Origin of the sequence: Bacillus sp. USDA818B3_A (genome assembly GCF_009928415.1) — a bacterium.
GTDB lineage: Bacteria > Bacillota > Bacilli > Bacillales > Cytobacillaceae > Neobacillus.
In genome coordinates this window covers 418,900-430,914 of the sequence record NZ_JAABNN010000003.1, presented here as the reverse complement: position 1 = coordinate 430,914, position 12,015 = coordinate 418,900, and the positions used below count along the sequence as shown (strand labels likewise).

Sequence of the window (12,015 nt, the reverse complement as noted above, 5' to 3'; positions counted from 1 at the left end):
TCAAAGGGAGCAATCATGATTACCTATTTACAACAATTAATCTCAAATTCCCCAAAAGGGGTGATCTCCTATGCCGATTTTATATCGGCTGCTCTTTATCATCCGGAATTGGGCTATTATATGAAGGATAAACCGAAGATAGGAAAACAAGGAGATTTTATTACTACTGCTAATATTTCGGATGTATATGGAAGACTCCTTGCCAAATGGTTCTCTAACCTTTGCCAAAAAACAAAAATGCCACCTGTTTTTTGTGAAATTGGCGCTGGTACCGGGCGTTTTGCACATGCGTTTTTAACGGAGTGGTATGACTCCATTCAAACACCTATTAAATATATTATGGTAGAAAGCAGTCCTTACCATCGAAAGTCGCAGCGTGAATTATTGTCACCTCATTTTTCGTTTATTCAAGTGGATAATCTGGGCGAGGTTGAGCCTTTCTCTGGAATGATCTTCTCGAACGAACTTTTTGATGCCCTTCCAGTTCATGTGATTGAAAAAATAAATGGACAACTAGTCGAAGTCATGGTTGGAATCAAGGAGGACGGACAGTTATTTGAACAAAGGGAACCGGTAACCAACCAAGCGATTACTAGCTTCTTGGCAGAAAGTAATTTAGCTATAAATGAAAAACAGAGGATTGAAATACCTTTAGCGATGGAGAAGATGGTTGAGGATATTTCTAATGTTTTAATTAAAGGAATTGTTGTTACGGCGGATTACGGCTATACGGCTGAGGAATGGTCAAATCCCGTACATAAACAGGGAAGTTTAAGAGGGTACTATCAACATGTAATGATGGATGATGTATTGCAGCATCCCGGGGAAATGGATATTACCACCCATATCCATTTTGATTTTTTAGTCCAAAAAGGGATGGAGCAAAAGATAGTGTATTTAACGAAACTAAGGCAGGATGAATTTCTGTTAAAAGCAGGAATTTTAGAGGAACTAGAGAGCCATTATGATCCAAATCCTTTTTCAGAGGTAAGTCGAAGAAATCGTGCCATCCGAAGTTTAATTATGCCGTCAGGAATGAGCGCGTATTTTCATGTGATTATTCAAACAAAAGGTCTCAGTATAAAAGAAGAAGATGTTTTCAAACAATAAAAAAACGCCGTATACCGGCGTTTTTTTATTAAGCTCTAAGCGCTTACGCAATTGGTGTTATTCTCCTGCGCCAAGTGGCATCATGAATGTTGTCCAATACGTAAAGCCAGCGAAGAAGATAGTTAAATATGCCCCGAACACATACAAATACATACGTTCGGAAAGCTTTAGGTAGCTAAGCAGAACAAAGAATCCTGTTTGCGCTAAGAATAGCATGGCTGTTCTATCCATATCACCTAAATAGAGCATGACCGTAAAAATACCTGTCCAAAAACCACAAACTCTGAACATGCGATCCATATGTATACCCCCTTTTGTCGTGCGATACCATCAATACAATATTATAAAGTAAAAGGAGGCATAATGTAAACATTGGTTTCGAATTAGTTGGAAACAAGTACCTGGTAAGAACAAGTTTCACAGCCTGTAATCATATTTTCTTTTTCTATCAGTTCTACTGATTCGAATAAAGCGCAAAACATACCTTTTAAAAATTCGTGGTGCATGTTACACACTGCTTCGGTATGTTCTTCTGCCACTTCTTTAAAAGGACAATTGAAAATTTGGAAATAAATTTTGGTTTGATCATCGCTGCCTACTTCAAACTCAGGATAGAAGCCAGCGAGTGTAGCTGCGCTTTTTAAGATGGCAAGTTTTTGGTCAAAGGTGAGTTCTTCACCGAGTGCCCGTTTTGCCAATTCCTGTTCGATTATTTCTGTACCAAAACGCTTACCGGTCATATATAGTGCATCCTTGCCTGCTTCACCAAGGGACATCATTGTTTGAATAGCGACCTTTGATAAAAGCATGTAATCGCGGTAAGGAAAATGCAATTGAATGACATCGTCAGATAAGCGGTAAAGCCGGCTGGGTCTGCCGCCTTTCCCCGTTTTTTTTGTTTCGGATGCTAACATATTAACATCTTCGAGCTTTGATAAGTGTAGTCTGGCCACATTCGGATGAATGTTAAAATTTTCAGCAACCTCTTGAACCGTTACTTCTTGATGACGTTTGGTAATATATTGATAAATGTAGTACCGTGTTGGATCTGACAAAACGTTTGTTATTTTTAATGTTTGTTCCATCACTGTTCACCTCATACCCCCATAATTTATTCCATTATAATACAGCCAAAAAAAAAGGGAATGAAGTTAACAATGTTAACACTATATGTTTAGAAAATGTTCACAAAAGGCTTGGTATTATAGGGTTTTCACAGAATTGTACTATTCAAGTTAACTATATAGGAGATGTTGATGGTACAATGAAAGACTTAGCAGAAGAGTGCTTACTAGTATGTGAAGCAGATGGTTACACAGTCGAAACGATACGTCAAAAAAGAGTGCTTTTAAATCAATTTATTAGATACTGTAACCAAAATGGAGTAGAGGATGTTGAGGAAATTACTTCTGCTTTTTTACGTAAATGGATTATTGATGAAAAGAAAAGGTGCAAGGCTAACAGTATTAATGCGAAGATACAACATATTCGTCCTTTCTTTAATTGGCTCATAGAAGAGGAGATTATTGAAAAAAATCCTTGGGCTAAAATTAAATTATTGGGAGATAGTATGGAAGCAACAATGACTGAAATAATGGTTGATTTACAGGAAGCATATCAGGGTGCAATGGCAAAAAAGAAACCTAACATCAAGAATTTTTTGAGGGAATGTGTTGCTGCTAATCGGGATGAGATTATTAAAAGTTTAAAAAATATGCACTAATTTGAGACAGTTTTTATTCTCGAAACCTACTGCTTTCAAATCTTAGGTGGTATGTTCAGGGAGAAGGATAAAGAGGAATTAATTGAAATCATATCCAGTGGTAGTTTATTCAAAATCAAAGGTCAACTTATAGATGCTTTTTACAATGATCAAGATATAAATCAACTACTAATTTAAATAAGAGGAAATCAAAAAAAGACCCCTAAATGGAGTCCAAAGGTATATATCAAAAGGGGGTCAATTAGTACCTTAATTATATTAACCCATTAAACTGTTAAAAAGAGTAATTAGCACCAAATATTACTAGTTAAAATTATCTAAAAAAGTTTTTAACGGAAGAAGCATATTTAGTTACTTTATTAAGATAATCAAATAAAATTAATTTATGGTTGTATTTTCCAAATCGAAATAAATCGCTACAATAAAGCATAGACGTTTAAAAAAAGTGAGATAAAATAAACACAAACAAGAAATTTTATTAGACGCATCTGTTATTCCTCAATTAAGAGAAACAAAAGGTATCTTCACACAATTACCAGTGATTGTTATAAGTCGAAAAATCATCGAAACAATCGGTGACACTGGTGTAAGACTTCATTATTACTAAATGAGTTACATTAATCCAATTGTTGTGAATTTAATGATGAAGAAACAAAAAATAAAAATGTTGAATATAGGACAAAGGTTAAGAGTGACTTAAAAATGGTCACTCTCTTTACGATTAAATACAGAGTCGTACCATCTTTGATAAACATATATTATAGGCAAATGGCTAATAATCGCTAGAAAAAGTCCAAAATTATTTATCGTGTTCAACTCATAAAGTCCAACTTTTTCAAAAATAAAAGGGCTAATAATAAATGCTTGTATTGCATCTAAAATCATATTAGCACCAAAAAATAACCACAAGTTGGGATAGAACAAATAAAAAACAAGGATGGTAGTAACAGGAAGAAATCCATATGTAAATGAAGAAACATTAGTTAAAAAAAACACATTAGTTTTTACAGTCCACCAATTCCAAATTTCAGCCATTTGGAAATAGATTGTATTCAATAGGACAGTAAAAAACGCAACTGATAAAAAATTTCTTACCCTAATTGAATTTAGTGGTACGAGTAAAAACCATGGTAGTATCATTACAATCCAGGAAAGGATTTGACCCATTAGTGAACCTCCAATTATTTTTTCTTATCTTTTCCTAAATTGGGTAAATCTAATTCAAAACGTTTAGTTTATTGTCAGCTTTGTCTTGTTTAGAGGAAATGAAAAAGAGTATAAATACTCTTCTTCATACCACAATTACTACATTCTTTAATAAATTTCCCTTGACCTACTTTTGATTTAAAGTGAGCATTACCACAATTATCGCAGCGTCCACTTACTTTATCCGGTAATGATTTATAATCGTAAATTTTGTTTAGATATATTGTTGTTCAGTCATGTTGTCACCTACTCTATAGAAATACTTAATAATAACAGTATAAACGTAAAATTAAATATAAAATTATTGATAGTTGTAGAGTGGACTAATTGGCTAACCCTTTATTATTTTAGATTAGAGATACAATTTTTTGGAAACCTTGCAAATATTTTAATTAAATGTTACTATAATAAAGAATTATTTTTGTTCGGTGTAAAGGATAGTATAAGATTAAACTTTTCGTCTTGATGATCACTGAGTGCAAGGATAGTAACATATTGTGTGCAATGCACACAGCAGGAGGAAACACAATGGAAAACGGTAAAGTAAAATGGTTTAATGCAGAAAAAGGTTTTGGGTTCATCGAGCGCGAAGGCGGAGACGATGTATTCGTTCACTTCTCAGCTATCCAAGGCGAAGGTTTCAAATCTTTAGACGAAGGTCAAGCAGTGACTTTCGATGTTGAGCAAGGTCAACGTGGAGCTCAAGCATCTAACGTTCGTAAAGCTTAATAAAAAACACTATCTAACAGGCTCTCTATAGAGTCTGTTTTTTATTTGTTCTTAAAAAACAGGAGCCCCACTCATAAATGAGCAGGGCACACGAAAAAAGTAATTCAAATGGTAAATTTATTGTATCATACATGTTGGGAATTACCTAATCATAATAAAATAAAGCCAATATTTATCCACGATACAAGGTCTACTTTGTATCTGATACTATTGGCTCCTAAATAAGTATAACATAGAAGACTAAAAACGTACCCATAGACACCCTTTTAAACTACAGGTGCGATTCAGACGTACTACTTCCAAATACATCCTTAATGGTTAATATATACGTTTTGATAAAAGCAGCGGTCAGAGGGAAACCGCTACTTATATCTTCGTTTTTTCATTATTTCAGAATAAAGTATATAGGGGAGAATACCAAACCAACGATACCAGAAGTCCGCTTTTGTTTGTTTCTTCTCAATTTTCATTCGTTTTCGTTCATCTTTTGGCTGGTCAGCATACTTAACAATCATTTGGGTCATATATTTTACATAATCGTTCGTTTTCATGGACACACCTGCCTTTATACACCTACATTATGCCCATTTTATATGATCTTAAAACAGATTATTTAACTTGAACCCATTTAATTAAACTTCTTGACCGAGTATCAAAGTAACCGAATCCCACCACTGGTTCGCGCCTTTGAATAACAAGGGTGAAATCCACGATTTGCACGTAGGCAGAGGGAGTTTCTGCACGGTAATCCATTGTTCCGTGCGCATAAACGTATGTTCCTTTGGAAGGAATCGTTCCTTTTGTTTGGTACAACAATTCTATCTTTTTCGCAGTGGATAGAAAATAATATTCTTGCCTAAGCAGTGCTGTTGTTTCTTCTGCCATTTTTTGTTCGGACAATAATTGTTCGATATGCATCGAAAAAAAGATTAGGAAAAGAAGCAGGATGCATAAGGTTAGGGGATAGGTAAAGCCTCGTTGATTATTTATCATGTTGAATTCCATTTTAGGAAGGAAAACGCAGTCAGTAAATATTCTTTTCCCCATACATCCACCACCCTTATTTTTACGGCATTATCCACAATTGAAAAGGAATATTCCGAAACATTTTGAAGGATGATTTCATGTCCAGTAGAGTTTACCCGCCGTCTTAGATTGGAACCATATTTTTCATACTGAATGGTTTCAGAGCCCTTGGTTAAAATTAGCCGCCCTGCGATTACCTCTGCACGTGAAACTGTGGCAATTTCTTGTGTTGCTTGACTGCAAAATACATCCCACTCCATAGATTGTAATTTGGTTTGCATGGTTTTCTGGTTTAGGAGGATATGAAAAACCGGTGCCATGAAGAAAATAATGGTGGAGAAAATCAAAAATGAAATCAACACCTCGATTAGGGTAAAAGCTTTTTCATTCAAGGACACCACAAACATTGGTTTCCGGATGAATTGAATTCTTTTCAACCTTTACACACACCTCCTTTTGTGAGGATACATCAGTATTTGACCAATTAATTTTGTATTCAATCGTATTCAGAATAATGGAGGAGTCAGACATTGTCCCGTTGCCAATGATTTTTGCTTTTAGTTCTTCATACATTAATCTTTGTGCGGTTTTCTCTATCTGGACTTTTTTAGATTGATCTCTCAATTCCATAAATAAGGGAAGTAAAAATAGACTAAGCATTAACATGGTTGAAAGTGATAACAGCAGTTCCAATAAGAAATATCCCTTATTGTTCCGTAACATAAAATCTTCCTTTCCCAATTAAAAAGGTCACCCGATATGTTTTTTTCTTTGTTTGGATATAAAAGGAGCCAAATTTATTTACATTTCCATCAGGAAGGAATTTGAAATAAAGGGGGAGAGACCCTTCGGTAAGATAAATACTTGTGGGGTAACTTCTCTCGACAATAGGTGGTTTATCTCCTTTGGTGATTCCGTAATATATATATTGGTTTGGAACAAACACAATGGATATTTCATCCTGGTGAGAAATAGCATATTGTTGTGAATAAAGGAGATCTGCCTTAAGCTGAGAAATAAAGGCTTCATCTTGCAATACTTCATCTTGCGGCTGTAGAGAAAACACTGTGATGGAGGATATGATCATAAAAATGGAGAGAACTAACAATGATTCTATGAGTGTAAATCCGTTTTGGCTGCGAATCATCCTTAGTTATTCTTCTTTTGCAGCTGCAGTAACATTTCCTTGTGAATCGATGGCAACTTCTTGTCCATTTGGACAGCCCTTTACATTGTTTAAATAGCCATCTGATTGTAATTCGGCAAGGGTTGGGATTTTATTTTTCTCCATTTCATATGCCTGAACTTGTGCCTGGACCATTTTCACGTAGGCCTCGCAGCCTTTATTATTAATATTCGAATTATGTTTGGCGACGTTTGGAATCGTAATCATAAGCAAAACAGAAATGATTAACATGACAATCATCATTTCTATCAATGTAAAGCCTTTTTCATTTTTCTTCATAATTAAAATACCTCCATTTTTTTTATATTCCATCTAGCAGGTGAAACATTGGTAACAATATAGCTAGATACATGGAAACAACTAAACATCCAATAAAAATATATAAAACAGGTTGGATGGTCTTTAAACTTTTTTCAATCCTTTCCTCCATGGATGTGACACAATGCTTGCTGAAAAATAGCAATTCTTGCTCTAATTTTCCATTTTCTTGACCATGTTTTATGATCATTGAGAATTCCTTTTCAAAAAATGAAAAGGAGGAAATAATCGTCTCTAGTTTTTCTCCAGTTACGAGTTTTACTTTAATATCTTCAGCAACTCGGCTGTAAAATAACTGTCTATGATTTCTTTCAAAAAGTGAAAGTGCATGGGAGACAGATATCCCTCCGGACAATAGAAAACTTAATTGAATGGAAAAATAGTGAGTAAATAACAATTTGAGGATCCGGCCAACAATAGGAATGCGAACAAGCAGTGCTCTTTGCTTGAGGACGGATTGTTTCCGGAATACAAGAAAATAATAAGCCGCAGTTAGAACGAGGATTAAAAGGAGAGCAGCAATGACGATTGGGAAATACTGATCAAAAGCATATAAAACCTTGGTGAAAAAATTCTCCTTGAGTCCTAATGAGGCAAATAGTGTTGTAAATCTTGGCAGCAAGGTATTCTCAATGAAAATAAATAGAAATCCTGTGATGAACATTAACAACAACGGATATTGCAGTAGTTTAAAAAGCTTTTGCAAATCTTTTTCTTTTAATAAAGCAAGATTACTTCCTTCCAATAATGCTTCGGCAAAGCTTCCATGCTGTTCGGCAAAATAGACGTATCCGATTAAGTCCCTGTCAAAGCGAAGGTTATTTAGTACTTCATGAAAGGGTAAACCTTGCTTTAAGCCTGTTAAACATTCATGCAATTCCTCCTTTCGATTCAATGATAATTGCAATGCTATGGATTCAATCGCTTCAGCGATTGGATATCCCCGCAGAAGTAAATCCCCTGTTCTCTTTAGGAAGTTAGCTTGCTCGCTTACAGACCACTTATGACGGCTCATAATCGTATACTAGCCGTTCATATTCAGATTCTTGAATGTAGCCGAGAGCAATGCCCTTGTTTATTACCTGTTTTAGTGACCGGTAGTGGGTGTGCAGTCTTTCGCCTTTAGCTGTTTTCATAACGGTATTTAGGTTTCGTCCGGATAAGAGTTCAAAAACACTTGCTCTTTTCCATTTGCCATAGGAATAACACAGTGGTGAACATTCACCTTCACAATAAGGGCAAGTCAATTCTACTAATCTTTGATTGGTAACGGCAATTAGGGTCTGTTCGACTTCCAGCCAGTTTACACCAAATTCTCGCAGCCGGTAAACAGCCCCTTTTGCGTCACGTGTATGCATGGTGGACAATACTAAATGGCCTGTGAGTGCGGCTCTGACAGCAATTTTTGCAGTTTCAGCATCTCTTATTTCACCGACCATGATGATATCGGGATCATGCCGAAGAATCGCTTTTAAACCAGTTGCATAGGTTACACCTGCTTTTTCATTCACTTGTACTTGCAGAACAGAGTCATAGTTTTTTTCAATAGGATCTTCAAGTGTGATGACGTTACGATGAAAGAGATGTGCGGTTTCATTTAGCAGGGAGTAAAGTGTGGTGGTTTTGCCTGAGCCGGTAGGACCCGTGAATATTATTAATCCATGTGCGTGTTTGAGCAGGGCTAATAGCTTTCTAGTCATGGAAGGAAATAAGGAGAGTTGATGAAAAGGGATTTGTTCTTGTTGTGGTAACAGCCGGATAACAAGGCTCTCTCTATTATTGGATGGAAGTGTCGATAGTCTAAGGCCCATTACTTTTCCGTCTACTTCACAAAAAACTGCACCGCTTTGCGGCCGTCTTCTTTCCCCGATGTCCATATTCGCTGTGAATTTAAAATGTGATATTAATCTGTCGCATTCATCTTTCGGAAGGGATAATCGTGGAATAAGTTTGTTGGTTAAACGGATTTGAATCAGTGTGTCTTCCTTACGTGGAATAATGTGAATATCGGTTGCTTGATTTTGTACAGCATCTCTAATAATCCGATTCGCTAGTATTTCAATTGAACTAACAATAAGTATCACCATCCTTTTTATTTTTCATAAATCATAATTCGACAACGTTCATTCTTATCCTTTTTTATTTTTAAGTTTTTTACAATTTTTGTGAACAATCAGTGACAGGCACCATGTGAAATTTTCACATGGTGCCTGTCACTGGAATTTCCCGCGATTATATGGCTTTTTCGGTTAGGTAAAAGAGGCCTCCATTGATAAAGGATATGTTTATTTTCGGTTCGTATTGTTCTTGCAGTGCCATTTTTTCGGTTTCATAATTTTCATTGCCTTCTTCTTCGTCTTCATAGAAATGATCCAGTAACCGTAAGTCTTGCTCCCATCGTTTTCGTGCTTCGTCAGCCCAGGTGTGATCGTCCTCGGCAATTAAGGATTTTAAATAATTTTCCACCCTGATCATTCCGCTTTTCGGTTTAACGAGCGGCGATAAGGTAAAAGAATAATCCGGGATTTTAGGTGTCAAAGGCACTCTCTGTAAACGCTCGTGAAACTCTTCGACCATTTGACCATTTATGAGCTGTAAGCCGATCGATTTAAAGATATCCCGCTTCCGGTCACATTGATACGAGATTTTTACATTCATGCACAACCAAGGAAACAAGGCGGTTTGATTTTGAACCTGTTGATGATTTTCATATAAGCGGATATAACTGGACAACTTTTTTGTCGAAGCAAATATTTGATGAAGGCGAGGGGAGCCAAAATGGATAATTTCCCCTTTCATATTTTCCGGTGCCTTTTTTTGATCAGTAATGAACGTTAACCTCATTGGATTTGGAATGCCGCCTGTTTTTTCAAGATAGTGCCAGTAGAAGGGACGGTTCATCAATTCTTTATCAAGGTCAACGGTTAATTGCACAATTAAATACCCTGGTTTATTTTCGATAATTGGACAATCATTTGCTTGAAAATACTTTAGAAGAAAATCATGAATTTCCTGCTGCTGCATGTGGATCCTCCTCCTTCATTGATTGGGCAAATTCAATCATAGATGATAAATTCTCCATTTTTATACGCATTTCACCTTCAGAACTGGATTGGCCGAAAATATCAATAAGGTGGTCTTCAATATTTCCAAATTCTAATTTTGTTAAGATATCGTCTAATTCCCCAATTACTTTTTCAAATAAATTAATTTTTTCATATAGCAATTTAAGAATATGTTCTTCTACAGTATCTTTGATGGCAAAATTATATATCATGACATCCTTTTCCTGCCCGAGGCGATGAATCCGTCCAATCCGCTGTTCAAGTCTCATAGGATTCCACGGCAAATCAAAATTGATGATGTGATTACAGAACTGAAGATTGATCCCCTCACCGCCAGCCTCAGTAGCAATCAGGACTTGGGCGTGCTTTTGAAAGAGCTCTCGCATCCAGTCTTTTTTTCCGCGCTTAAAACCGCCGCGAAAAGGTACAGAGCTGATTCCATGCTGCTTTAAATACCACTGCAAATACATCTGGGTGGCACGGTATTCTGTAAAAATAATTACCTTATCGTTCACCTTCTGGATTAATTCAAGGGCTTTTTCTGCTTTTGAATTTTGCTGCACAGCTTCAACCTTTTTAATTAAAAATTGTATTTGTTCTTCAAAAGCAGGAGAGGGATCTTCTTTCTTTTGGAGCATATTTTTTAGTGTGTAGAAAACAGCTTCCCTGCTCGAGCATGCCTCACGCTGTAAAGTCATCACAGAAAAAGCGCTTGTTTGAAGCCAATCCCCTTCGCTTTTTAACATGCAAATGGAATCGTAGAGATCCTTTTCAGCAGGTGAGAAGTTGATTGGAATGGTTTCAACCTGTCTTTTTGTCCACTCAATTCCTGTGTCAGCCCGGCGATTTCGGATCATAACCTTGTTGACTAATTCTTTCAAATGTTCATCATCATTCAATGATCTGGCATCGCGCTTATATTTTTCATAAAAGGCTGTCTCGCTTCCTAAGTGGCCTGGCTTTAGGAGTGAAACAAGATTAAAGATTTCTTCAATTCGATTTTGAATTGGCGTTGCCGTTAACAGTAAACAAAATTTCTTTTTAAGATTTTGTACAAATTCGTAGTTTTTCGTTTTATTATTTTTAAGTTTATGTGCCTCATCAATAATAATTAGATCATAGTCCTGATTATAGATAATATCCCGATGAGGATTTCTCTTGGCGGTATCTATGGAAGACACAACCACATCACATTGTTCCCAAACATAACTCTTCCTTTGGGTAACTGCAGGGATAAAAAATTTGCTGTTAAGTTCAATGGCCCACTGAGTCACTAACGATGCCGGGACAAGAATTAATACCTTCTTTACTAGTCCGCGAATCATGTATTCTTTTAATATTAAACCTGCTTCAATGGTTTTACCTAGTCCTACTTCATCACCCAAAATCGCTTTTCCATTCATATTCTCAATAACCTGTTTCGCTGTTTCAAGTTGGTGGGGCAGAGGAGTTAAGTTTGGGAGATGATTTGGAGCCTGCAAACCCTCGAATTCAGGAATGACCAAATGTTTTTCCACATTAATTGCTAGTTTAAACAGCTCCCAATTTCCCCAAGGACCATCGTTGTCAATTCTATGTAAAAAATCATCCTGCCATGAGGAGTCAAATTCGATTTCAACTGACATCATTACAGCTCCCTTACATATAGTGTA

At 36.2% G+C, this 12,015-nt stretch carries 16 protein-coding genes; 3 read left to right on the top strand and 13 right to left on the bottom strand.

Features of this window, described 5'->3' with window-relative positions:
• The first annotated feature begins 15 nt into the window (after positions 1-15).
• Positions 16-1,110: a class I SAM-dependent methyltransferase gene (locus tag GXK58_RS08460; protein WP_160721669.1), complete on the top strand. Its 1,095-nt coding sequence runs from the start codon at positions 16-18 to the stop codon at positions 1,108-1,110.
• A gap of 57 nt (positions 1,111-1,167) precedes the next feature.
• Here the strand turns inward: GXK58_RS08460 and GXK58_RS08455 are convergent, their stop codons facing one another.
• The gene (locus tag GXK58_RS08455; RefSeq protein WP_160721667.1) at positions 1,168-1,410 is read right to left on the bottom strand and encodes a DUF2626 domain-containing protein; all 243 of its coding nucleotides are present in this window, start codon (positions 1,408-1,410) and stop codon (positions 1,168-1,170) included.
• 83 nt (positions 1,411-1,493) lie between these two features.
• Positions 1,494-2,195, bottom strand: a complete 702-nt coding sequence (locus GXK58_RS08450) for a helix-turn-helix transcriptional regulator (RefSeq protein WP_160721665.1) — start codon at positions 2,193-2,195, stop codon at positions 1,494-1,496.
• Positions 2,196-2,374: 179 nt separating this feature from the next.
• Between GXK58_RS08450 and GXK58_RS08445 the strand changes: the two genes are divergently transcribed.
• Entirely contained in the window at positions 2,375-2,833 is a 459-nt protein-coding gene (locus GXK58_RS08445; RefSeq protein ID WP_160721663.1) for a tyrosine-type recombinase/integrase, read from the top strand.
• 696 nt (positions 2,834-3,529) lie between these two features.
• Here the strand turns inward: GXK58_RS08445 and GXK58_RS08440 are convergent.
• Positions 3,530-4,000, bottom strand: a complete 471-nt coding sequence (locus tag GXK58_RS08440) for a hypothetical protein (protein WP_160721661.1) — start codon at positions 3,998-4,000, stop codon at positions 3,530-3,532.
• Positions 4,001-4,567: 567 nt separating this feature from the next.
• Between GXK58_RS08440 and GXK58_RS08435 the strand changes: the two genes are divergently transcribed.
• Positions 4,568-4,768: a cold-shock protein gene (locus GXK58_RS08435; RefSeq protein WP_160721659.1), complete on the top strand. Its 201-nt coding sequence runs from the start codon at positions 4,568-4,570 to the stop codon at positions 4,766-4,768.
• A 362-nt stretch (positions 4,769-5,130) separates the two neighbouring features.
• On the opposite strand, the gene GXK58_RS08430 is transcribed toward GXK58_RS08435, so the two are convergent.
• The 10 genes from GXK58_RS08430 to GXK58_RS08385 form a co-directional block, all read right to left on the bottom strand.
• A complete protein-coding gene (locus GXK58_RS08430) occupies positions 5,131-5,319 on the bottom strand; it encodes a YqzE family protein (protein ID WP_160721657.1) in 189 nt (62 codons plus the stop codon).
• 58 nt (positions 5,320-5,377) lie between these two features.
• The gene (gene comGG, locus GXK58_RS08425) at positions 5,378-5,761 is read right to left on the bottom strand and encodes a competence type IV pilus minor pilin ComGG (protein WP_160721655.1); all 384 of its coding nucleotides are present in this window, start codon (positions 5,759-5,761) and stop codon (positions 5,378-5,380) included.
• Positions 5,758-6,231 (bottom strand): competence type IV pilus minor pilin ComGF, encoded by a 474-nt coding sequence (gene comGF / locus GXK58_RS08420; RefSeq protein WP_237389601.1) that lies wholly within the window; start codon positions 6,229-6,231, stop codon positions 5,758-5,760. Before comGF ends, comGG begins: the two co-directional genes overlap by 4 nt.
• Positions 6,179-6,517, bottom strand: coding sequence for a hypothetical protein (locus GXK58_RS08415; RefSeq protein ID WP_160721653.1), 339 nt, complete (start codon positions 6,515-6,517; stop codon positions 6,179-6,181). Before GXK58_RS08415 ends, comGF begins: the two co-directional genes overlap by 53 nt.
• Positions 6,501-6,941, bottom strand: coding sequence for a competence type IV pilus minor pilin ComGD (gene comGD / locus GXK58_RS08410; RefSeq protein ID WP_160721651.1), 441 nt, complete (start codon positions 6,939-6,941; stop codon positions 6,501-6,503). The genes GXK58_RS08415 and comGD overlap by 17 nt, the downstream gene beginning before the upstream one ends.
• A gap of 6 nt (positions 6,942-6,947) precedes the next feature.
• Positions 6,948-7,259, bottom strand: a complete 312-nt coding sequence (gene comGC, locus GXK58_RS08405; protein WP_160721649.1) for a competence type IV pilus major pilin ComGC — start codon at positions 7,257-7,259, stop codon at positions 6,948-6,950.
• Positions 7,260-7,281: 22 nt separating this feature from the next.
• On the bottom strand, positions 7,282-8,313 hold the full coding sequence (gene comGB, locus GXK58_RS08400) for a competence type IV pilus assembly protein ComGB (protein ID WP_160721647.1): 1,032 nt from the start codon (positions 8,311-8,313) through the stop codon (positions 7,282-7,284).
• Positions 8,300-9,385 carry a competence type IV pilus ATPase ComGA gene (gene comGA, locus GXK58_RS08395; protein ID WP_160721645.1) on the bottom strand — a complete coding sequence of 362 codons (1,086 nt, stop codon included), beginning with the start codon at positions 9,383-9,385 and terminating at the stop codon, positions 8,300-8,302. The genes comGB and comGA overlap by 14 nt, the downstream gene beginning before the upstream one ends.
• A 145-nt stretch (positions 9,386-9,530) precedes the next feature.
• Complete coding sequence (locus GXK58_RS08390) at positions 9,531-10,322, bottom strand: YqhG family protein (RefSeq protein ID WP_160721643.1); 792 nt, start codon at positions 10,320-10,322, stop codon at positions 9,531-9,533.
• The gene (locus tag GXK58_RS08385) at positions 10,300-11,988 is read right to left on the bottom strand and encodes a DEAD/DEAH box helicase (protein WP_160722202.1); all 1,689 of its coding nucleotides are present in this window, start codon (positions 11,986-11,988) and stop codon (positions 10,300-10,302) included. The genes GXK58_RS08390 and GXK58_RS08385 overlap by 23 nt, the downstream gene beginning before the upstream one ends.
• Positions 11,989-12,015: the final 27 nt, after the last annotated feature.